General features: G+C 23.8%; 26 protein-coding genes. 14 read left to right on the forward strand and 12 right to left on the reverse strand.

The features are described from left to right. The first annotated feature begins 82 nt into the window (after positions 1-82). The 8 genes from AACK96_RS01935 to AACK96_RS01970 all read left to right on the forward strand — a co-directional run bounded on the left by AACK96_RS01935 (position 83) and on the right by AACK96_RS01970 (position 6,606). A complete protein-coding gene (locus AACK96_RS01935) occupies positions 83-2,125 on the forward strand; it encodes a hypothetical protein (RefSeq protein WP_338974715.1) in 2,043 nt (680 codons plus the stop codon). A 16-nt stretch (positions 2,126-2,141) separates the two neighbouring features. Further along, on the forward strand, positions 2,142-3,854 hold the full coding sequence (locus AACK96_RS01940; protein ID WP_338974717.1) for a hypothetical protein: 1,713 nt from the start codon (positions 2,142-2,144) through the stop codon (positions 3,852-3,854). A gap of 51 nt (positions 3,855-3,905) precedes the next feature. Then, positions 3,906-4,325: an HIT family protein gene (locus AACK96_RS01945; protein WP_281748311.1), complete on the forward strand. Its 420-nt coding sequence runs from the start codon at positions 3,906-3,908 to the stop codon at positions 4,323-4,325. Between the two features lie 22 nt (positions 4,326-4,347). Continuing rightward, a complete protein-coding gene (locus tag AACK96_RS01950) occupies positions 4,348-4,710 on the forward strand; it encodes a hypothetical protein (RefSeq protein ID WP_252318892.1) in 363 nt (120 codons plus the stop codon). Between the two features lie 268 nt (positions 4,711-4,978). Beyond that, on the forward strand, positions 4,979-5,101 hold the full coding sequence (locus AACK96_RS01955; protein ID WP_256468302.1) for a hypothetical protein: 123 nt from the start codon (positions 4,979-4,981) through the stop codon (positions 5,099-5,101). A 217-nt stretch (positions 5,102-5,318) separates the two neighbouring features. Then, on the forward strand, positions 5,319-6,236 hold the full coding sequence (locus AACK96_RS01960; protein ID WP_338974721.1) for a hypothetical protein: 918 nt from the start codon (positions 5,319-5,321) through the stop codon (positions 6,234-6,236). Next, positions 6,205-6,360, forward strand: a complete 156-nt coding sequence (locus tag AACK96_RS01965; protein ID WP_338974723.1) for a hypothetical protein — start codon at positions 6,205-6,207, stop codon at positions 6,358-6,360. Before AACK96_RS01960 ends, AACK96_RS01965 begins: the two co-directional genes overlap by 32 nt. 27 nt (positions 6,361-6,387) lie before the next feature. Next, positions 6,388-6,606: a hypothetical protein gene (locus AACK96_RS01970; RefSeq protein WP_338974725.1), complete on the forward strand. Its 219-nt coding sequence runs from the start codon at positions 6,388-6,390 to the stop codon at positions 6,604-6,606. Between the two features lie 97 nt (positions 6,607-6,703). Here AACK96_RS01970 and AACK96_RS01975 read toward each other — a convergent pair whose 3' ends face one another. Beyond that, the gene (locus AACK96_RS01975) at positions 6,704-7,990 is read right to left on the reverse strand and encodes a hypothetical protein (RefSeq protein WP_338974727.1); all 1,287 of its coding nucleotides are present in this window, start codon (positions 7,988-7,990) and stop codon (positions 6,704-6,706) included. A gap of 377 nt (positions 7,991-8,367) precedes the next feature. On the opposite strand from AACK96_RS01975, the gene AACK96_RS01980 reads away from it, so the two are divergent. From AACK96_RS01980 to AACK96_RS01990, 3 genes are all read left to right on the forward strand, one after another. After that, a complete protein-coding gene (locus AACK96_RS01980) occupies positions 8,368-9,564 on the forward strand; it encodes a hypothetical protein (protein WP_338974729.1) in 1,197 nt (398 codons plus the stop codon). A gap of 290 nt (positions 9,565-9,854) precedes the next feature. Beyond that, the gene (gene tkt, locus AACK96_RS01985) at positions 9,855-11,861 is read left to right on the forward strand and encodes a transketolase (RefSeq protein ID WP_338974731.1); all 2,007 of its coding nucleotides are present in this window, start codon (positions 9,855-9,857) and stop codon (positions 11,859-11,861) included. Between the two features lie 13 nt (positions 11,862-11,874). Beyond that, on the forward strand, positions 11,875-12,111 hold the full coding sequence (locus AACK96_RS01990) for a YneF family protein (RefSeq protein ID WP_252319938.1): 237 nt from the start codon (positions 11,875-11,877) through the stop codon (positions 12,109-12,111). Between the two features lie 73 nt (positions 12,112-12,184). On the opposite strand, the gene AACK96_RS01995 is transcribed toward AACK96_RS01990, so the two are convergent. The 8 genes from AACK96_RS01995 to AACK96_RS02025 form a co-directional block, all read right to left on the reverse strand. Further along, a complete protein-coding gene (locus tag AACK96_RS01995) occupies positions 12,185-13,018 on the reverse strand; it encodes an ankyrin repeat domain-containing protein (RefSeq protein WP_338974733.1) in 834 nt (277 codons plus the stop codon). Positions 13,019-13,229: 211 nt separating this feature from the next. After that, positions 13,230-13,496 carry a 30S ribosomal protein S15 gene (gene rpsO, locus AACK96_RS02000; protein ID WP_252319942.1) on the reverse strand — a complete coding sequence of 89 codons (267 nt, stop codon included), beginning with the start codon at positions 13,494-13,496 and terminating at the stop codon, positions 13,230-13,232. A gap of 167 nt (positions 13,497-13,663) precedes the next feature. Further along, positions 13,664-14,377 carry a glycerol-3-phosphate 1-O-acyltransferase PlsY gene (gene plsY / locus AACK96_RS02005; RefSeq protein WP_338974735.1) on the reverse strand — a complete coding sequence of 238 codons (714 nt, stop codon included), beginning with the start codon at positions 14,375-14,377 and terminating at the stop codon, positions 13,664-13,666. A 42-nt stretch (positions 14,378-14,419) separates the two neighbouring features. Continuing rightward, on the reverse strand, positions 14,420-14,725 hold the full coding sequence (locus AACK96_RS02010) for a SemiSWEET family sugar transporter (RefSeq protein WP_281748102.1): 306 nt from the start codon (positions 14,723-14,725) through the stop codon (positions 14,420-14,422). Next, positions 14,718-15,008: a SemiSWEET family sugar transporter gene (locus tag AACK96_RS08410; protein WP_422397326.1), complete on the reverse strand. Its 291-nt coding sequence runs from the start codon at positions 15,006-15,008 to the stop codon at positions 14,718-14,720. The genes AACK96_RS02010 and AACK96_RS08410 overlap by 8 nt, the downstream gene beginning before the upstream one ends. Before the next feature lie 117 nt (positions 15,009-15,125). Beyond that, the gene (locus tag AACK96_RS02015; RefSeq protein ID WP_338974737.1) at positions 15,126-15,290 is read right to left on the reverse strand and encodes a hypothetical protein; all 165 of its coding nucleotides are present in this window, start codon (positions 15,288-15,290) and stop codon (positions 15,126-15,128) included. A 61-nt stretch (positions 15,291-15,351) separates the two neighbouring features. Then, a complete protein-coding gene (locus tag AACK96_RS02020) occupies positions 15,352-15,492 on the reverse strand; it encodes a hypothetical protein (RefSeq protein WP_338974739.1) in 141 nt (46 codons plus the stop codon). 107 nt (positions 15,493-15,599) lie between these two features. Beyond that, positions 15,600-16,799: a hypothetical protein gene (locus AACK96_RS02025; protein ID WP_281748107.1), complete on the reverse strand. Its 1,200-nt coding sequence runs from the start codon at positions 16,797-16,799 to the stop codon at positions 15,600-15,602. A 167-nt stretch (positions 16,800-16,966) separates the two neighbouring features. Between AACK96_RS02025 and AACK96_RS02030 the strand changes: the two genes are divergently transcribed. Both AACK96_RS02030 and AACK96_RS02035 read left to right on the forward strand, forming a co-directional pair. Then, positions 16,967-17,434, forward strand: coding sequence for a GNAT family N-acetyltransferase (locus AACK96_RS02030; protein ID WP_338974741.1), 468 nt, complete (start codon positions 16,967-16,969; stop codon positions 17,432-17,434). A gap of 212 nt (positions 17,435-17,646) precedes the next feature. Continuing rightward, the gene (locus tag AACK96_RS02035) at positions 17,647-17,991 is read left to right on the forward strand and encodes a hypothetical protein (protein ID WP_338974743.1); all 345 of its coding nucleotides are present in this window, start codon (positions 17,647-17,649) and stop codon (positions 17,989-17,991) included. A gap of 387 nt (positions 17,992-18,378) precedes the next feature. Here AACK96_RS02035 and AACK96_RS02040 read toward each other — a convergent pair whose 3' ends face one another. The 3 genes from AACK96_RS02040 to AACK96_RS02050 form a co-directional block, all read right to left on the reverse strand. Continuing rightward, the gene (locus tag AACK96_RS02040) at positions 18,379-19,626 is read right to left on the reverse strand and encodes an ISNCY family transposase (RefSeq protein WP_338973446.1); all 1,248 of its coding nucleotides are present in this window, start codon (positions 19,624-19,626) and stop codon (positions 18,379-18,381) included. A gap of 301 nt (positions 19,627-19,927) precedes the next feature. Then, the gene (locus tag AACK96_RS02045) at positions 19,928-20,335 is read right to left on the reverse strand and encodes a transposase family protein (RefSeq protein ID WP_338973314.1); all 408 of its coding nucleotides are present in this window, start codon (positions 20,333-20,335) and stop codon (positions 19,928-19,930) included. 23 nt (positions 20,336-20,358) lie between these two features. Beyond that, on the reverse strand, positions 20,359-20,781 hold the full coding sequence (locus tag AACK96_RS02050) for a transposase family protein (RefSeq protein WP_338973316.1): 423 nt from the start codon (positions 20,779-20,781) through the stop codon (positions 20,359-20,361). Between the two features lie 185 nt (positions 20,782-20,966). Between AACK96_RS02050 and AACK96_RS02055 the strand changes: the two genes are divergently transcribed. Next, positions 20,967-22,937, forward strand: a complete 1,971-nt coding sequence (locus tag AACK96_RS02055) for an ankyrin repeat domain-containing protein (RefSeq protein ID WP_338974745.1) — start codon at positions 20,967-20,969, stop codon at positions 22,935-22,937. Positions 22,938-22,992: the final 55 nt, after the last annotated feature.

Genomic DNA, 22,992 nt, shown 5'->3' on the forward strand with positions numbered 1-22,992 from the left:
TAAATTTTATGTTAAGATATCTTAGTAAAATAAATTAAAAAATCTTTTTTTGCTATAGATTTAATTAAAAGGAGTGAATAAAGTGCGCAATATTCTTGCCTTAGTTGCAGCTTTCACGTTATCATCAACATCAACTATGTCTATTATAGCTTGTAATAATTCAAATGAAAGAGGCACAACTAATGTTTTCGACTGAAATAGTGCTTTTATAGATACAAGTACTACGACTGACACCTTTTTTAATTACTTATTAAATAATCCCAATAGTGGATGAGGTAAAACATTATATACTGATATTAATCAATATATTAATCTTTCAATTTTAAAAAATACTCCAGAATATAAAGATGATTATCTTGCTGCTTTGACAGCAGCTCAATCTGAAATGGAAAATAAAATAAAATCATTACAAGCAAAATATGGTCGTTCATGAGAAAAACAATGAAAGAAAGTATTGGGCGATGATGATGTTAATACTTACATTGATAATATTTTAAAAAAGAGTGCTTTAGGTATTATTCAACGTAGTTATGTTACTAGTAATTATAAGGATTATAAATACTACAATCAAAATGAAATTAATATTTGATTAAAGGATTTATGAGAACAAGTAAAGAGTGAAAACAATCCAAATGGTACTTATGATAGTGTACAAGAATACATTAATGGTAAAGCAGGTAGTATCGCTCCTGGTAAATATTCTAGCAAAGTTTGAATTGTTGCTAATGCTAATAATTCAGAATCAGATGTTATTACAAAATTAAACGATAATGTCAAAATTGCTAAAACATGAACTGGTGTTAATATTAGTCTTCCTGTCGTAAAAACTAGTGATGATAAGAATGATAGTAATTATGAAACAGATTCATACAATACTATTGATGGCTTATTAAGTGATAATCAATCTAAAATAGCTAAAGTAATGTTAAGAAATCAAGAATTAATTTGAACTCGTCAAATTGTTATTCCTTTTGATTCTACTGCTAAACCTTTACAAGAAAAGATTAGTGCCTCTCAGTTTTCTCAAAATAAAACTAAAATTAATGAAATTTTAAACAATATTAGAACCAATGGTTTCGATCAAACATTCACCGAAGAAAAAGGGGCCGCTACTACTGATGTTAGTAAAACTGGTGATTTAGGATTAATGGATATTACTAAATCTTCACAAGAGAATAGTCCTTTTTATTATTACTTATATCGTTATGTAACTAGTGCTGAAGGTGTTGGTAAAAATGTTGATGGTATTCAACCATATAAATTAACACAATTTACTTCACCAACTGACAAGGAAAAGGGTTTAGATGACTTAATTCCTTATATAGACCGCGATAGTATTAAAGATAAAGGTAAAGATGGTACTAGTCAATATAATGATTTAGTTTATATGAAAGATATAAAAGGACCACAACTTCCTGATGCTGCAGTTAATAATGGACCTGGAGTTGGCATTTTTATTGATACTGGTGGTATTCATTTTATTCAAACGCCAGGTATCACATATCAACAGCAAGACAAACCTAAAAGCGATGAATCAACTTATAATATAATTAAAACATTTAAAAATCATAGAAAAGATACTTATCAGTGAAAAGACTTAGCACCGTTATCTGAGCGTCCAGGTGGATTATCTGATTCTCCTTATCTTGATTATTTACAAACTGGTTTTTTACTACAAAAATATACTCCAAATACAACTCCTACTTTTAATTTAAATGATGCATTAACAGCCTTTACTGGAGGTACTGGAGGTACTGGTAGCCTTGGTGATGCAACTTGATGAGATTATAATTTATACTTTAATAATAACTCAAGTTTAATTCATTGAAATTTACAGGATATATTTGGTTCAAGTCCTCTTGATCCAACTGATAAGAAAATTAATGACTTTGTTGAAAAAATGAAAAGTTGATTTGATAAAACTAAAGAAAATCGTTGAAACAATAGACAAGGTATTAATATTAATGCAACATTTAAGGATAATATTATAAAAACTAATAATACATGAGATGGCTTTACACAAGATGCACCAGTTGCTCGTATGGATACTAATATTGCTAATTATCTAGATGTTGTTGGGAAACGAACATTATGATGATATGATCCAAGTATCATTAGTTCTTAGACGGGAGGTATAAAAAATGAAAAAGATAAAAAAGATTTTACCATTATTAACTTCAGTTACTCTTTTATCTGGCCCTGTATTATTATTAGTTGCTTGTGATAATGAACGTGATATGAGTAATTTACCTAGTGGTAAAATTCCTGATGATTATAAAAATCGTGTATTATTTAATTTTTTAGGAGTAAACTTTAATGAAACGATTTCTGCTCAGTTTAAGAATACTTATTCACAAGGTCTTGATTTTATTTTAAAAGATGTTGAAGGAACAATTGCTCAGCAAAAATTTTATGAATTTTTTCATAAGAAACTTCATTATAGTGAAGACACAAAAAATGCAGATGGTACTACTACAATGGGAGAAGCCAATAAAGCTTTTATAAAACTTAAAGATGATTTAGGATTAAATTTATTAACTCAAAAGTACTTAAGTGGTATTAATACAGCTAATTCACTAGATAAAGTATCAGCAGCAGATAATAATGAGTTATTATTTCAAAATCAAAGTTGACATCAGGATGGTACAAGTAAATTTAATTATCAAAATGTAGAATTTTATAAAGAAAAAAATAAAGATACTGATAAAGTTAATGATCCTGATCAAATATTTACTCCTGATAGTTTATATAAAGATTATGGTGATAAAGATGCTGCTTTTGATGAACAATTAGCTGCCATTGCTAAACATCCAGATGACAATTATAGTAATGAAATTGGTAAATTATTACCAAATGATGCTAAAAAATGAAATAGTAGTGCTGGTATTAATAAAACACAAAAAGGTCTTTCTGGTACTGATATTCCAACTTATTCAAAATATTTAAAACGTTTCCAATGATGATTACGTTTTCGTTATCAACAATATTATCAATATCAAATTTTACCAGAATTAAATCAAACTTTATTTACAATGTCTTATATTTTAGACAATATTGTTGATATTAAAGATAATGAAGCAGGTAAACCTATAATTTCAACCCAAACAAATAACCTTTACATAAGTCAATTACAAGATACTACTAGTTGACAAAAGAGTAACTATAATGTAAATTGAAACTTTACTACTGATTTAGCAAATGCGCAAAGCATTGATCAAAAATGAAATAGTAGTCCTTCTGAACCTCCAAAGTGAGAGTCGATTGTTAAAAATGATGATTCAGGAAAAGAAAAAACTTTAAATTCTGATTTTTTTACTCAATTAACAAGCGGTAATGCCTCAACTATTAGTGAAATTGATCCTAATTTTGGTGCTAATGGTTTCTTAAGTACTGCTACTACTACCCAAGAAGCTGCAAGTTGAGTAACTAATGGTGGATTACATTACACTACGAATAATAATATTGCTACATTTACTTACTCTGCTCCTATTTATTTCCTAAACCTTTTACAAAATTTAGATTTTAGTTTTTTAAATAATAAAAACAAAGGCTGAGTTCCAGAAATTAGTAATTTAATTCATTCATGAAACAATAGTGGTAATGCTAGTCTTGAGACAGATTTCTCTAAGTATATAAGGGGTGATGCTAACGAAAGCACTATTACCCAAGAAACAAAGTGAAATATATTTTGACAAATGTTATATTCTATATCTGCTAGTGATTCTGTAACTAAAGATTCACCAGTAACTGAAAACTTTAAAATCGCTGCTCAAAATTTATTTCCAACATATATTCCAAAAAATAATATATATGAAGAAGGATTTTGAAATAAGGTAAAAGAGTTTTATCCATAATAATACTTAATATTTTAAGTTATACTTATAAAGTAAGTTGAGGTGAAATATATGACAAATAAAGCATGCATTTTTTGTACAATTATTAAAGATACAAATAACTTAATTTTTGAAGATACAAATACAGCAGCATTCATGGATATCAATCCCGTAACTAAAGGACACATTCTAGTAATTCCAAAGCAACATTTTGAAACTTTTATTGATACTACACCCAAAATAGTGAGTGATGTTAGTATCACAACTCATAAAATTGCTAATTTGCTAATAAAAACTATTCCCGAAATTAAAGGATTTAATATTTTAACTAATAATGGTAGCGAAGCATTTCAAGAAGTGTTTCATTATCATGTTCATATTATTCCAAAATATATTCGTGAAAAAGGGTTTTTAATTAATAGGACAAAAGAAAATGTTACAATTGATGATATTAATAATATTAAAAAAATACTAAAATCACAATTAATGTAAAAAATATTTAAGGAGGAAAAAAATGAAAAGTCTTAAGTTATTAACTTTACCTAAAATATTAATGCTAATTGGTGCTGTATGAATTATTGTTTTTAGTTTATTGTATGCAGCGGGAGTTATAACTTATAGTTTCTATGGCTGAAATGAAAATGGAGCTACATTAGTTATAATAGGTATTATTTATATTCTAATACCATTTTCAGTTAAACCTGGATTATGATCAAGACTATGAGCACTATTTATATCATTTCTTTCAGTTATAATAGTTATTGGTTTATTTGTTGGCAAAGATGTAGATTATAAGTCAACATGAACTTATATTAATGCTTTACCACATATTATCATGGCGTTTGGCTCTATTTTATGAATATTTAATAGTAAATAAGTCATAAAATAATTATTAATAACTTAAAATATTGGTTGAAAATAGTATTAAATCAATTTTTAATAAATAATTAATAATATTTTTAGAGTTTATTTTCAACATAAATAATAAGAAAAAAATATTATAATAGTTATTAATTATCAAATTTTATAAAAATTATTAATTGATGAGTGGCATAACTACCTTTTTGTTTTCATCAAAAAAGCATTTTTTATTAATGATGCTATAATTTTAAGCATTAATAAAAAAAGATAAAGGAGATTGAGATATGAAAAAAAGAAAAGTATTACATTGTTCAAGTTGTAATAAAGAAATTAATGGTAATGATTTAGCTTCAAACTCAAAAACAGCAAGAAAAATTATGAAATGCCCAGAGTGTGCTAATCAATAATTTTTTGATTATTAATAAAATTTATATTATTATCAATAGCCCTTATCAACTAATTTTAAAAATTTTTACTGATTGTTTTAGATTTCTAAAACAATTTTCATCTTAATTGTTAATAAAACAAATTATAAATAAAAACAATACTAGTCTATATCTATTGATATCAAAGGCAAGAATATAAAGAACTTATTTCTGAAATCAAAATATGGAGGAGTATTATATGTCTAAAAAAAATAAAAATTCAAAAATTATTGCCGGAATAATTAGTTCTGCGGTTTTAATTAGTGGTGCAACTACTGGTATTTTATATAATTCTGAAATGGAAGAAAATATTGAAGAAGAAATTGAAATTGAAAAGAAAAAAAACTTAGAAATAATTTTTCCTAAAGGAAAAAGAAATTTAGGTAAAATTTATATTGGACAAAACATAACTGCTATAAATGATGATGAAAAAGTAAAAAAAGAAATTATAGATATTTTTAGTAATAAATATAATATAGATGTAACTAGTTTGGAAATTAAAATTGTTAATAACCAAAATCAAGCAATAATTACTTCAATAAATGAAGATATTTATATTGGAACAGTAAAGCTTAAGTATAGTCCTAATAGATCTTTTGTAACGTTAGATTATATTGTTCCTGATTTGAATATAAGAGATGAACAAGTTCCTACTTATTCTTATCAACATCATCAAGAAACTTTATTTGGAAAAAATGATATTTTAAATGATAATGAATTTAAAAATTTACCTGCTGTAAATGATTTTATTAATATTTTAAATGAACAAGTTAAATTTAAAGCAAATGAAGAATCAAATAATGCTTTTAAAAAGTTGGAAAATAATAATGATAATTTTGAAGATTTTGAAGATTTAAAAAAACAATTTAATGATCATCATCTTTTATTTGATGGCAAAATTGATTTTGAATCATTTATTAAAACAATTAGTAATTATCATATAAATGCAAACATTGATGAATTAAAAACAGCAATATGTCGTTTTTATAATATTTTAGCTCAATTATATGGAAAAAATAATGTTTTTAAAATGTTAGAAAAAATTGAATTAGATCAAAAATTGTGAGAACAGTCTAAAAATAAATATGTCAGGAGAAGCATATTTTGGTTCTTGTAATAATAATATGTGTAATACTAAAATAATACTTGATACAGATATTTTTAGAGATATAAAGTATGGAATGGAAGTTATGGTACATGAATATGGTCATATTTTGGATTCTTTAATTCGTAATAAATAAAATAATAATTTTGATGCAAGAAAATATATGATTTCATCATTAGCAAAAGGAACTAAGATTAATAATAAATCTTATCAAAAACTTTTAAGTTATGGTATTGTTAGAAGTTGATATGGAAGAACATCATATATTGACTTATTTCCAGAAGCTTTTGGTCGTTGAATAATGACTCCTGAACAAAATCGTGATCTTGGATGAGAAAAATTAGATAAATTTTTTCGAATAGATTTACTTAAATTATTATAATAATAAAAAATATATCTTTATAATCATAATAAGGACAAAATAAACTTTGTCCTTATTATTAATTTTGTTTATTAATTAAAAATTGTAAATAAAGTTATTAATTGTTCATTATGTTATCAAAATTTATGTTGTTTAATGCAATATTAACATATGTCATACGACCAAATGAAGAATTTAAAAAACAATACCATTGAAAGTAAATATTATCATTATCATGTCAAAGATCTAAGTTAAGAGCAATTTCTGTTCCTCATCCTCCACCATCTTTAGTATTAATATAAGCAATAAAAAGAACATTAGCATTACCAGGGTTTTTATATTGTTCAATTTTTGCAGTATTAGTTGATAGTGTTGGACTACTTTCAATTCCTGTTGAAGTTGATACTTTGAAATATGAATTAATAAAACAAAAAGTTGGATACATATTACTGAAGGTATTTCAGTCTCTCGCATAATTGCTTCACTTAAAAATATTATAAACATTAGAATTATCAGTAGCGATTGATGTTCCATTATGTCAATCTGAAAAAGAATAATTTATTTTATCATTAATAATATTATTAGTGTTTTTTCAATTATTATAATAAATAGCAACTAGATTATTACTTTTATCAAAAATTCAATTTAATGAATAGTTTTTAGTAGTTAATGTTAGTGGTGATTTATTCAAAAAATTATAAACATTTTGATTATCAATAATTAAATTAACAATGTTACTAGTTAATTGATTATTAATTTGCCCTTTTAAACTAGTTTGATTAATAAAATACATTGCTAAGTTATTAGCTATTGTCTTACTAATTTTATTATCATGTGTTGCTTTAGCAATATAATATAAACCTAGTGTTTCATTTAGATTATTGCTATGTTCAACTTTATCAGCACCTGCTTGATTAGAAATATCAATATGTTTTTCAATATCACCTTGTTGAATATATTTTCAATTATTATAACCACTAAAGTATGAATAAGAATATTCACTTTTACTATATGGATTATAATTATCTTTAATAATAGTTACTTTTTTGTGGCTGTTCATTTCTTGTTTTGTATTTTCAATATTTACTTTATCTTTATCTGGAATATTTATATTAGGGTTATAAACTAGGTTACCATAGTTATCTACTAAAAAAGTATTCCTTCCTTTAGGAAAAGTGTATTTTGCTAAAGATAATGTATCATAACTATAAAATTTATGATCTGTTATTGATTGATTAGTAATTCACTCACTATTGCTTAAATAGTTAAATTGGTTATTGAATGAATTATTATTTTCTTCTAATTGATTTATTAGTACAGTATTTTCAATATTTTTATTATTAATATTGTTTCCTAAAAAAGTTAAAGGTGGTATCACACTTAAAAAAAATAAATATTTATTCATAATTTTATACCTCTATTTTTTAAATAATTATTTAAAAAATTAATAATTATATATTTTATAACACTTTAGTCATTAAAAAGTGTTGATTTAATTATAAACATTTTATTTGAAATTAGCAAAAATTAAAAAACTTAAATAAATAATGTGTATTAAATGTACTTTACAATATCTTTCAATATTAATAATTTGCATATTAAATAAGTTCTTTTTTAAGTTATAATATTTATTTATAACCCAATGAAAAAAATAATAATTTATTTATTGGAAAAATATTATTATTATGATAATATTCTACAAAAGAATATAAAGTTTTTTAATCCTCTTATTTTAATTTTAAAATAAATGGGTTTTTTATTTTTAGAAAGGAAGAAAAAATAATGGCAGCTGAAACTTATATTAGAAAATTAAAATTATCGCCAACATTTGCATTCACAACACAACAAATCCGTTCATTGACAAAAGAGCAAAGAGAAGCGATTGATAAAAAACAAACACCGGTATTTACAATGGAACAAATGAGAACATTTACACTTGAACAAATGGAACAACTTGCAATTGATCCAGATCTTATTGCTGAAGCCATGAGATTATCAGAAGAAGAAGCACAAGTGGAACTGGCAAAAAAATTATCGTTAGAAAAAGAAAAACAATCTGACATAATAGTAAAAGAATTTAAAGAAACATCAATGCCCTCATCACAAACATTTAAAGTAGAGACAGAAAAAAAATTAGTTACTGAAGAGGAAATACTAAAACAAGGAGTAAGACCCAAAGGAAGTAAGATTATTCAACCTCAAATTCAACATACAAATAATAATCATCAAGAAAAGGTAATAATTTCCGAACCAACCATTTCACCATCTCTTTATGAAAGTAGTTTAGATTTACAAGCAACCAATGAAGATGATGAATTTGGTTTTGTAGTTGTTGATGAACCTTATAAAACATTACAATCAGAAGAAGTATCTGAGAAAGAAAGAGAAGATATTGATAGAGCGATTGCATTAGAGGCTTTATCATTAAAAAGACAGGAAAGAAATAATAAAGCAATTGGTTTATATTTAGAAGAACAAGAAGAACTTGAAAAATCAGTACCATTATCCTTACAATCAGAAGAAGTATCTGAGAAAGAAAGAGAAGATATTGATAGAGCAATTGCATTGTCATTGCAAGACCAATTTAATGTAGAACAAGAGCAAGAAGATATTGATAGAGCGATTACATTAGAAGCTTTATCATTAAAAAGAGAAGAAAGAAATAATAAAGCAATTGGTTTATATTTAGAAGAACAAGAAGAACTTGAAAAATCAGCAAAAAGACAATCAAATTTAATGCAAGTAATCAAAAAATCTGAAATAGAAGAAATTAAAGTTTTAGAACAACAAAAAATAAATAAAATTTTAAATTTCTTAATTAAATTAGTAACTTTTGGAAAAATTAATAAAAATAAGAAAATTGAAATAGAAATTAGTCAAAAATGAAAAAAATATCAGAATCATGTAGTAAAAAACCAAAAACAAATCCAACATTATTTTCAAAATCATCTGGAAAAGCTTTTAATAAACAACAAGTAAACAATGACTCAACAAACGCACCATTAACAAATTTAAATAAACCAAGAACATCACAAATGTAAAATATTAAGAAAAGAGTTATCTTATTTAAGATGAAATATTATTTTTTTATCTTGGGGTGATCTTTTCTTTTTTAATTTGTTCAAAGATTCAAATTAGTTAAAATAAAATTATATTTTTTGTCATTATTATTTATACTTTTTTAATTATTTTTAAAAAATTACCTATTTTATTAAGAATATTGTTAATATTATATTAAATAATAACTATTAAAAATTTAAGGAGAAATTATGGAAAATAAAATTAATTTAGATAAATTAACTATTAATTCAATTCGTATGTTAGGAGTACAAGCAGTTAATGCTGCTAAAAGTGGCCATCCTGGTATTGTTTTAGGTGCTTCACCAATGACTTTTTCTTTATTCAAAAATCATTTATCTTTTAATCCAAAAAATCCAAAATGATTTAATCGTGATCGATTTGTTTTATCAGCAGGTCATGGTAGTGCTTTATTATATTCAATATTACATCATGCTGGTTATAAATATACAATCAATGATATAAAACAATTCCGTCAATTAAATAGTAATACACCTGGTCATCCCGAATATCATTTAGACTATGGAGTAGAGACGGCTACTGGACCATTAGGTCAGGGTATCGCTAATGCTGTTGGAATGGCGCTTACTGAGAGTTTTCTTAGTGCTAAATATAATCAAAAAGATCTTAATATTATTGATCATTATACATATGCAATTTGTGGTGATGGTGATTTACAAGAAGGTATTGCGCAAGAAGCACTTAGTTTTGCTGGACATTTTAAATTAAATAAACTAATTATTTTATATGATTCAAATGATATTCAATTAGATTCATCTGTTAAATTAGTATATTCAGAAAATTTAAAAATGCGTCTTCAAGCATTAGAGTGAAATTATTTAAAAGTTGAAGATGGTGAAGATGATAAACTTATTTCTGAAGCTATTAAAAAAGCAAAACTTAGTGATAAACCAACTTTAATTGAAATTAAAACTATAATTGGTTATGGGGCTAGTAAACAAGGAACACCCAGTGTTCATGGTTCTCCTTTAATGGAAGATATTAAAACAGTTGCTAAAAATTTAAACTGAGAATATCCTGAATTTACTGTTCCAAAAGAAGTAAGTACTTACTTCACACAAACAGCACTTAATCATGGTTCTAAAATAGAATTAGTTTGAAATCAAAAAGTTGAAAAATATGCAAAATTATATCCAAAATTGTATAATGAAATTAAATCAGCATTGAAAAATGAAATTTTTAATGAAGATTATCAATTAAATAAAATTGATTGAACTTCAATTATTGGAGTAAATCCACAAGCAACAAGAGTAGACTCTGGTAATATTTTAAAACTTTTATCAGCTCATTGTCCAACATTAATTGGTGGTAGTGCTGATTTAGCTGGCTCAACTAAAGCATTAGTAACAGATAAAGACTTTTTACCTCTTGATCATTCAGGAAGACATATTCATTATGGAGTAAGAGAATTTGCAATGGGCGCTATTGTTAACGGTATGACGTTACATCAAGGCACAATTCCTTTTGGTTCTACTTTTCTTGTGTTTAGTGATTATCTAAAGCCTGCATTACGATTAGCAGCTTTAATGTCAATTCCATCTTTGTTTATTTTTAGTCATGATAGTATCGCAGTTGGCGAAGATGGTCCTACCCATGAACCAGTTGAACAACTAACAATGTTAAGAACTATTCCTAATTTTAATGTAATTCGCCCCGCTGATACAAAAGAAACAATTGGTGCATATTTAATGGCATTATCTAGCAAAACTAACCCTAGTGCTATTATTATTACTAGACAAAATTTACCACAACTTGCAAATAGTAATATTGAGGCAGTTCAAAAAGGTGCTTATATTATTAGTAAAGAGAAGAGTAGTAAAGCTTTAGATTTAATTATTATTGCTACCGGTAGTGAAGTTTCGTTGGCTATTGCTAGTCAAGAACAACTATGAAACGATCAAAAACTTAATGTTCGTGTAGTTTCAATGCCTTCTACTTTTATTTTTGATAAACAAGATAAAACATATCAAAATAAAATTTTACCTAATGATATTATAAAAGTTGCTATTGAAATGGGTTCTAAAGATAGTTGATATAAATATGTTGCAGGTAATGGCTTTGTTATTGGCGTAAGTACTTTTGGTATTTCTGCTCCTGATAAGGTAGTACTAGAAAAATATGGCTTTACATCAAATCAAGTGTGTGATAAAATTAATAAGTTTTTAAACAGTAAGTAAGGAGAAATTAATAATGATGGTTTGGTGAGCAGTATTAATCATTGGCATTGCTAGTGCGTTAATTGGTGGATTAGTTGGTTTTATTGTTACTAAGAAGATTTTCGAAAAACAATTACAGAAAAATCCTCCTATTAATGAAAATATGATTCGTGCAATGTATTTACAAATGGGGCGTAAACCTACTGAATCTCAAATTAAATCAGTAATGCAAGCAATGAAACGTCAACAAAGTACTACTAAAAAACGATAATTTTTATTAAATATAAATTGTAAAATAGTTACCATAATGGTAACTATTTTTATTCATTATATTTGTGATAAATTTAATGTTTTATATATCCGCTTGTTGATGGCTTATTTTGTGGATAATTTTCTTCTTTTAATTCTTGTTTAATTTTTTTCTGTCATTTTTTTTCTTTTTCTTGATTAGTATTTAATTTATTAATGTTACATTTAAATATTTTCTTTATTCTTTGTTCAATTTTTAAAATTTTTTTCTTATCGATTTTTAATCCAATTAATATTAAATTTTCTTTTATATTTTTTACTGAATTATTTGTATTTAAATGTATTAATATATTATCTTTAATATCATGAAATAATGAGTTATTTGAAAATTCTGGCCTGTATTTAATAATTTCTACTTTCGCCTTATTTGTAATATATTCTTCATATTCTTGATAAAATATGTTTTCTAATATATTTGTTATGTTTTTATCATAAAATAAACTATCATTAATAATGATTGTCAAAGCCGTATCACCATTTTGATTTATGAAATGAATATTTGCATTATTTATTAGTAAAGTATTAACTATTTGTGCTAGTCCATTTTTAGCAGCTAAATGCAAGGCTGTATCACCATTTTGGTTTGCGTGGTTGATATTAGCGCCATTTTCTATTAAAATTTTAATGGAATCTATAAGTTGATAATAGTGACTTGCTACTATTAAAGGACTATCACCATTTTCGTTTGTATAATTTAGATTAGCATTTTTTTCTATTAAATTATTGATCTCTTTTTTTATTTCAGAACTAATTTTTTCTTCTTTAATTATATAATCCCAATAATTAAAATATGTAATATTTTGATATGAAGTGACAGAATTTAAAATAACTGATATTATTTTTTCACCATTAATATCTTTATCATTCATTATTTTGTTCCTCCTTTTTGAAATTAAAAACCCATTTATTTTAGTAAAAAATAAATGGGTTAGAAACATATAATAATTAATAATTATATTATAACACTTTTAGTATTAATTTTATTATCGTTTAAATCATTTGTAAATTTATTTCTATGTTTAATATTATTTAGATGTATATAAAAAAAATCAGTATTAATAAGTAAATACTGATTTAATATTAGTTATCTTTTAGTGATAGTGCTGTTAATAATTTATTGTATGTAGCAACATCTTGTTTTTTAAAGTATTTTAAGAAGCGTTTTCTGCTTGCTACCATTTTTAACAAACTTCGTTTTGCAGTAATATCTTTTTTTTGTACTTGTAGATGGGCTGTTAATTCTAAAATTCTTTTTGTTAAATTAATAATTTGAACTGCAGAAGAACCAGTATCTTTGGCATTTAAGCGAAATTTTTTAATCAATTCATCTTGTTTAATTTGTTCCATATTTGACAACTCTCCTTTAAATATAATTCGGCTTAAGCAAAGCTAATATCGGAGAGAATATTAACAATGTTAAGTCAACACCGTTATAATAGTACATTAATTTTAAACATAAAACAAGCATTTTTTAAAAAAATATTTTTATTAATTTTGTATAAAGAGATGATTTTTTATTTTTTTTCTTCATTTGCTTTTTTATTTTTTTTATCAAAAATAGTCACTTTACGTTCAGTATGATTAAGAATTCTTTTACAATTATCTCAATGACGAATAATAATTAATATTCAAATTAGAGCCATAATTATATTAACAATATAGTATTGAGCGTCTTGTTGGGAAAGAAAAGCATGCAGTGGCATATTTGGTATTCATGATAAGATAAAAGCAAGTATCATCATTAACATTGAAGATAAAGATGACATTCTACTTAAATATAAAATAAATCATCAACTAGCAATTGTGATAACGCAATAAATAGGATTAATCATTAATAGTACTCCTAATGAAGATGCAGCTCCTTTACCACCACGAAAACCATAAAATAGTGGTCAACAGTGACCAATAATTGCAGCAAGACCAGTTGGATAAATATATGCTTGTTTAAACATTGTTTCATAATTAGGATTAGTAATATTGATAAAGGTTAAACCGTATGCAATTAAAATAGGAATAGCGGGCTTAAAACCATCAATAATTAAAATAATAGCTCCTCATTTACCACCCATAACTCGTGTTGAATTAGTAGCACCAGCATTTTTAGAGTAATAATCTCTAACATCGGTTTTAAATTTTATTTTACTAATAATAATTGAAGGTGAGATTGAGCCAATTAAATAACCAATGATAATAAAAATAAAAGTTCCTAATAGATTAATATGTTCCATTTTTTTCTCCATTCTTGTGCAAGTATTATGTTAATAAAAATTTTATTTTTTGGAAGTTAAATTGTTCTTTTTATCTTTATTATTATAATATAAATTATAAATTATTAATGTTAATAATATGATATTAATAACTGTGCCAAAGGCATTTGCTGCTAGTAAGGGAATGTTTTTAATTAAACTAGCATAAATTATGAATGAAGTTAATCCTATTTGATATATGCTATAAGAAATTAACGATAAACCTTTTGTGTTTTTAGTTTTAATTAGTTTAATAGTTTGTGGTAAAAAGGCAACCGAAATAAAAAAGGCACCTATATATCCAATAATATCAATTGCAATATTAGACATTTTTTTCCTCCTTATTTTTTTGTTTAATTAAATTGTTAACAATAATCCCAATTATTATGAAATTTAGTATAGCAGTAATAGTTTGACAAGTAATCATGGGAATATCATTACGAAGTATGCCAAATATTAAAAAAGTAAGACCTCCCAGTTGATAGATACTATATGAAAAAATAGAAATACCTGAAGTATTTCTTGTTTTAATTAGTTTAATAGTTTGTGGTAAGAATGCCAAAGGAATACAAATGGCTGCAAGATACCCCAATATTTCTATAAAAATGTTCATTTTTTCTCCTTTTAATTAATTTAATTTATCATAGTAATTATAATAAAATATTGTGAAAATAGTTATTTATTTTATTTTAAATAATAAAAAATGTGTTTTGCTAAACACATCATTAATTTATTTTTCTTCTTCTTTAATGAAACATTTTTTACATAAAGATTTCCCTTCTTTTGTATCAAGAATGTCAAAAGGTTCAAACATCATTCCGCAATCAAAACATTTTACGGTTTTTGTTAAAGGTTCATCATCAGTTTTTTTGTTTTTTTTATTGAATCATTTCATTATATCCTTCCTTTCTAAATATATTAAATAAGTGTGTTAATGACACACTTATTTAATATATTTATTTAGCACAATCTTTACACAAACATTTACCATCTGCTGCTTTAGTACATTCAGATGAACTTTTCATTTTCCCACAACCATCACATTTTTTTTGATCTTTTGCTTCTCCGGTTTTATCCCTTTTTTTAAATGGTCACATGTATATAACTTCCTTTCCTCATATCATAATTACTCTATTCAATTATAACAAATTTTATTATTTTCTATGGTATTAACTATTTTTAAAACTTTTTTGTTAAATTTTGATTAATTATTTTTTTCTATTTTAAGAATATTATTTTTGATTTCTTCAATTTCTTCAATATCAGTTATTCTATTAAATAAGTGAAAAAGCATATAGTTTAATTCTTTTGGTTTATGAAAGTGTTTTTTAAAAAATATTATTGTTTCATCAATAGTTGCCATTAGCATTACTGCTTGTTTGGTGTTAATGCTATTATTTTGTAATGGTATACGAACAAGTGTTGGCAACTGACTAACAAACATGTAGTCTTCTAAAGATTTTTCTTTTTGTGTATAATAGAAAATTTGAAAAGCACTAATTTTAGCACCAATTGTTTTAATAGCATTTTTTACTGCTGTAACTTGTGAATTAAGCATATTTTTGATTAATAAGGTAATAAAGATGGTAATTGTTCCAATTGGTAAAATAATTGATAAAATTAAGTCTAAGTTAACATTAAACTTTTGAGCAAATATTGATTTTAATAAAGTATAACCATTTTGGAATAAAATAACAGATAAAAATAAAGCAAAGTTTGGTGTTTTTCATCATTTATGCATAATTAATATTTCTGTTTTAATTTTTAAAATATATCAAAAGAAATAAGAAGTTAATACCAAGATAATACCATAAATTAATACAATGATAGTTGTTAGAAAATTGAAAAAACTAAAAACAATAGCTAAATTAACTGTAAAACCTAGATACATTTTAATATCATAAATTGGATAATCATTTGCAAATTGAGTTGTTAAACCATATTTTCTTTGAAATGCTCGACGACGATAAAGTTTAATGATTATAATAATATAAAAAAGTAAAGCAATTAAAGCGATTAAAATTGTAATAAAGATATATGAATAAGCAGTATTAATACTATTTAAACGTTGTGTTCATGCACTTCCTCAGTCACTTATTGGTGCATCATCATGTTGAGTAAAAATAAATGACATTAATGAAAAATCAATTAATGGATAATAAATAGCCATTAATTTTTTATAGAAAGGAGTTTTGTCACTTTCTTGTTTTGCGTTAGCAATTTGTTCTAGTAGTTCTTTAACATTATTTTCTTTATCAATTCTTGTTCTTTCATTTAGAAATAACACTAATGCAGTAATTAGTAATGTAATAAATATTATTCAAAAAAATAATAAAACAAAATATTGCCCTCCCAAAAAATTATGCGGTCGTAATTTTTTAAATTGAATTTTTTGTACTTCCAAAATTTATTCCCTCCCCCAAAAAAAATATTTTTTAAAATCGCTTACTTAAATTATAGCACTAATTAAAAATTCACTTATTAATTGGTAAAATTTACTAATTGTTAAATTAAATTTAAAAATTAATTATATAATTAATTTAAAATATTATTTATATTTAAGGAGAAAACATGAAAATTGAAATAGTTAATAATATTGAAATGTTAGAACAAGCATTTTTGATTAGAAAAAAAGTTTTTGTTAATGAGCAAAAGGTTCCTTTTGAAGAAGAAATTGATCAATTTGAAGATGTATCGATTCACTTTTTAGTTTTTGATGATAATAATAAACCAATAGCTACTAGTAGAATGCGAAAAGTTGAAGATATTGTAAAGATTGAAAGAGTGTGTATATTGCAAGAATATCGTAAATTGGGTATTGGTAAAAAATTAATGGAATTTATGGAAAAAGTTGCAATTAAAAATCAATTTAAAGTTATATCTCTTTATGCCCAAATTCAAGCACTAAATTTTTATAAAAATTTGGGTTATAAAGTTTGTTCTGAAATATTTTTGGACGCTGGTATTAAACATGTCAATATCGAGTGAAAATTTCCCAAAATACTTATCAAAAAAACTAAATTATTTTGGGAAATTTAAACTATTTCAGTAAAATACACAAATTTTAAATAATCCTGAAAATTTTAGTTTCTATTTTTTATAATATAGAAATATTTAATATTTAAAAATTTATTAATTATAATATTGTTAAAAACTAAATATAGTTTTTAACCCATTGTTTTATTTTTAAACAAATAGGTTTTTATTTTGAAAGGATAGTTTATATGGAGACCAATTCATGAAATGATAGTATGCTATCGGTAATTATTAATAACATAACTACTTTACCATCGGTAATCTCAACTCCTGTATCAAAAATATTCAATAAAATAACAACAACTGAAATGACAAATTTCAATAATCAAACTAATAATGCTAATAATACTAGTACTGAACTTTTTGAAACAAAAAAAGATATATGAACAAATATTAAAAATTATTTAACTAATTTTTATGAGTCAGATTATTTTTGACCAACAACAGGTTTTATTGGTTATGGATTAATTACAACATCAATTATTATTGGTTATTGTATTTATAATTGTAAAATAAATAACAATAAAAAAAACTTATTAAAAGAATTTGAAAAAGAATAAATAAATTCAATGGAGTTGACAAATCAACCTTCAACTAGTGGATATAATAATCGTGCTTTTTTTGCCTAAATTTTTTCAATTAACAATGAAAGTTCTTTTTTTCTAGTATTTTATAAAATACTAGAAAAAAATAAAAAAAGAGTTACTAATGCTCTTGGATTTCAAAAAGACAAATCAAAAGTAAACAGTGAAGCTTCAACAAGCAAAAGTCAAAGTTCTAGTAGAAAATCACAAAAAAATGTAAAAGAGGAAGATATTGAATTTGTAATCTCTTTATATCTTTAAAATCAATTTTAAAGCACCAAATTTGCTCATATACAAACATTTTAAAAATTTATATGGTTTAGTATTCAAAAAATGTAAATCTTATATAACTTTAATTAGGAATTATTGATATCCATATCTTCAAGGATGATTTTTATTGGGTATATAAACTTTTTTAGTTTTTATCAAGTTGTCTTTAATAATTGGTTTTAGTGCTATTTCTTTTAGTTCATATATTTGATTATTGTAACTAAGATATAATTCATTAATAAACGATTTAAGTACAATTACATCAATTCGAGATTGTATGTATTGAACTTTGTTATTTTTATAAGGAAAATATTTTTTACCATAATATGTTATAGTTGAACCACTATCTGTTTTTCTTTTAGAAAATCTTGAAAGATAAATATTTATTTCTTCTTGTGTAGGAGCTTTAACCATAGCAGATTTATTATCATCAATAGGAAAGGCAAACTGTTTATTAAAAACGTTTATGTACATTTTGAGAAATTGATTAGCTTCATCTAATGTTTTAATTTTATTAAGTCGTAATTCACTAATTAATCGACTTTGAAGTGTTCCAAATAAACGTTCAATTCTACCTTTAGCTTGTGGAATTGAAGTTCTAATTATTTCAACACCCAAATCATTACAGCATTTTTGGAATTGAGTATAAGTGTCATTTTCTGTGTTTATTTTACCTGAATCAATTTTTTTCTTATATCCAAAAACTGTTCTATTATCAGTATAAAATGTTTTTGGTATGCCATAATTAGTTAAAATTTGATAAAAAACATTATAATAACCATCTAATGTTTCTTGATGATCAAATCATAGTCCAACAATATTTCCTGTAGCATCATCAATTGCAGCATGTAAAAATGATTTTGGTTTATCGTTACCAAATCAATGATGATTACTTGCATCCATTTGAATTAATTCACCAAAATTTGTTCTTCGATTTCTTGTTGGATGTAAGTTATTTTTTTTATTTTTATGTCTTTTTGGTGAAGTAATTTTTTCTTTGATTAATATAGTATAAAGTGTGCTATATGAAATTTTAATTTTTTCTTCATTCATTAATTTCTCATGAAAATGTTGAAAATTAAAATTATAATATTTTGTTTTATACAAGTTGATAATCTTAATTTTGATTTCAAAATTTGTTGCCTTATTAGAAATTGTATTGCGAGATTTATGAATAAAACCAACTTTACCTTCTCTATTAAAAATTTGAATTAATTGGTTAATTCTTCTAATAGTTAGATTAAGTTTATTCTTGGCTTGATGTTTAGATAATTTATTAATAATAATATCATTTATAATTTTGTACTTATATTTTTCTTTCATAGTCATGCTTCTTTCCATTTTTATCACCAAGTATATTTAACTTCACTTTTGGGAAATTTTTACTCGATAACTAATAGGAAATTATCACTAAATAATGACACGCTGGTATTAAACATTAGACATATTCCATAATTAAATTTAATCAATTGTCAATAATACTTTTTATAAATTTTTTAGTGTTATTAATTATAAAAGTTAATATTTTCCGAAAAAATAGTTTAAAAATAAGTTTCTATTTCGAAAACAAAAAAATGTTAATAATATTTTTATATTAACTTGATAATAATTTCAATTTTAAAAAATATATTTTTGATTTTTTTTATTTTAATGGTTTTATTTTATTAAAAATTTTACAAAGTAAGTTAAATCTTAAGTACATAAGTCTAAATTTACTTTTTCTACATTTATTTACTAAAATTTTGAATCTTTTTAATCAAGCAAAAACATGTTCAACTTTGATTCTAATTTTAGATACAATCTTATTATATTTTCTTTCTTGTTTAGTTAATTTTTTATTTTTACTTTTTTTAATTGGTATTATTGTATTTTCATAAATATTTTGTATACCTTGATATCCTAAATCACCAATAATTATTGTATTTTTAGAAAATACAAGATTTGAATTTTTTAATATTTGAAAATCATGCACTTTGCCATTATCAGCAAAAATATCAACAATATTTTTATTAAAAAAATCATATACAATTTGAAATTTTATAGAATACATTCAACTTTTACCAGAAAAATATTCTAACTGTAGTTTTTTTTAGTTGGTCTTTCAATTTCAATCTCAGTTGAATCAATTAAATAAAATTGAAATTCATTTAAATTTTCTTGTTTTTTATCATTTTTTGATTTATATTTTTCTTTTAAAAATTGATAATCTCTATCATTACTAAGTTTATTTTCAACTCAAGTAATATTTCGAAAACAGCTTGAAGGACTCATTTTATATTTAATACTCATTTGAAAAAAAGTATAATATTCTTTTCAATATTCAAGTGTCATCATCAATCTTTCTTCAACTGAAAGTTTATTTTTTCGACCTTTAGTTTTTTCTAATTTTTCTATTTCAATTAATTTTTCTAACATTTCATTAAAATGAAAATGTTTTATACCAAAATATCTATAAAATTTATCATTTTTTAATTTTTTTAAATTTTCAAAAGCCATATTTATCAACACCTTATTAATTCATTAATAAAATAAATTATAAAATTATTACTTGATTTTTCAAAAAAATAATTACGGAATATGTCTATTGTAAAATGGAGAAAAAAAATATATAATGAAGGTAAATTTTAAAGAATAATATTTTAAATACATTGTTTTTAAAAAAACAATGAAAGGAAAAGAATATGTTTGAGTGAGTTAGAGAAATATTTGGAATAAATATAAATATTAATAACAAAGAAGCAAAAATGATAGAAGCTATTAAAAATAAAAAGTTAGATGTAGTTAATAAAATATTAAAATATGATATTAATATTGATTATATTGATAGAACTGGTTATACGCCTTTAATGTGGGCCGCTGAAAAAGGTTATCTAGAAATAGTTAATGTTTTATTAGAACATAATGCTAATATTAATTACATATCTGTAAATGGTAATACTGCTTTAATCTTAGCTGCTAAAAAAGATTATACAAAAATAGTTAATCTGTTATTAGAACATAATGCTAATGTTAGTTGTGAGGATCAATTTGTTAATACTGCTTTAATTTTAAGTACTGAAAATGGAAATTTGGAAATAGTTAAAACTTTATTAACACTTAATGTTAATGTTAATCATGAAAATCGATATGGCGAAACTGCTTTGTTAGTGGCTGCTAAAAATGGATATACAGAAATAGTTAATGATTTACTAGCAAATGGCGCTAATATTAATCATGTCTCTATAAATGGTAATACTGCTTTAATATTAGCAATTAAATCTAATTATTTAGAAATAGCTAATGCCTTATTAACAAATTATCCTAATGTTAATAGAAAAAATATGTTTGGTTATACGCCTTTAATGTGGGCTGCGAGGAATGGTCATTTAGAAATAGTCAGAACTTTATTAGAATTGGGAGCTAATGTTAATTGTATAAATGAAAATGGTGATACGCCTTTAATGTGGGCTGCGAGGAATGGTCATTTAGAAGTAGTTAATTTGTTATTAAATAAAGGTGCAAATGTTTATTCTATAACAAAAATTTGTGGTTATACTGCTTTAATTCCTGCAGCTGGTAGAGGTCATTTAGAAGTAGTTAATACTTTAATCAAAAATGGCGCTAATGTTAATCATGTAACTATTGATGGTTTGAGTGCTTTAATTGCTGCAGCTGGTAGAGGTCATTTAGAAGTAGTTAATACTTTAATCAAAAATGGCGCTAATGTTAATCATGTAACTATTGATGGTTTGAGTGCTTTAATGTGAGCTGCTGAAAAAGGTCATTTGGAAGTAGTTAATACTTTAATCAAAAATGGCGCTAATGTTAATCATGAAAATATAATTGAAGAAACCGCTTTAATTGTTGCTGCTAAAAATGGACATTTGGATATAGTTAAAACTTTATTAGCACATAATGCTAATATTGATGATGTAGATGTAAATGGCAATACTGCTTTATTATTTGCAACCAAATATAATCATTGACAGATAAAAAAGATAATTATTGAAGTAAATAGTTTAAAAAGAGAAAATTTATTAAATGTTAAAAAAATGATAAATAAAATGAATATTATTTTTATTAAAAATAAAGAAAGAATTTATTCAAAAAAAATAGAAAGAAAATTTATTAAAATATTGCAAAATTATGAAGATTATATTAATAAAAAAACCAAAAATATTGATGGACAACTAAATCTTTTTTTTAAAAAAGAATTTATTAATAGTCTAAAATTTGAAGAGGAAAATTATTCATTATTGCATATAGCAGTATTAAATGATTGACAAAAATTAGTAACTTATTTAGTAACAAAATGACCGGTTGATATTGATTATAAAGATAGTTCGGGGAATTCGGCATGAAATCATGCTTGTATGTTACTAAAAAAAGAAAATGCTTTAGCAATTAAATCAAAAGTTCAAATAAATGAAGAAGATAAAATATTTTTAGAAAAAAATATTGATTTATTATCAAGAAAAGAATCTTGTTTTATTAAACCTTTAAATAAAAAAGATAAAAATGCTAATAAAAATAGAGTTAACATTATAAATTATTATTATGATGTTGATGAAGTTGCTATTGATGCTTTTGATTATTTTAAAAATAATATAAATTTAATTGAAGATGATAATACTTTTTTAACAATTAATAATAAACAAACTTTACAAATATAAAGGTAATTTTCATTTAATTATACAGATTAAATTTTAAGTAAACACTCAAATCATA

The organism is Spiroplasma endosymbiont of Tricholauxania praeusta (assembly GCF_964019535.1).
Classification (GTDB): domain Bacteria; phylum Bacillota_I; class Bacilli_A; order Mycoplasmatales; family VBWQ01; genus Spiroplasma_E; species Spiroplasma_E ixodetis_A.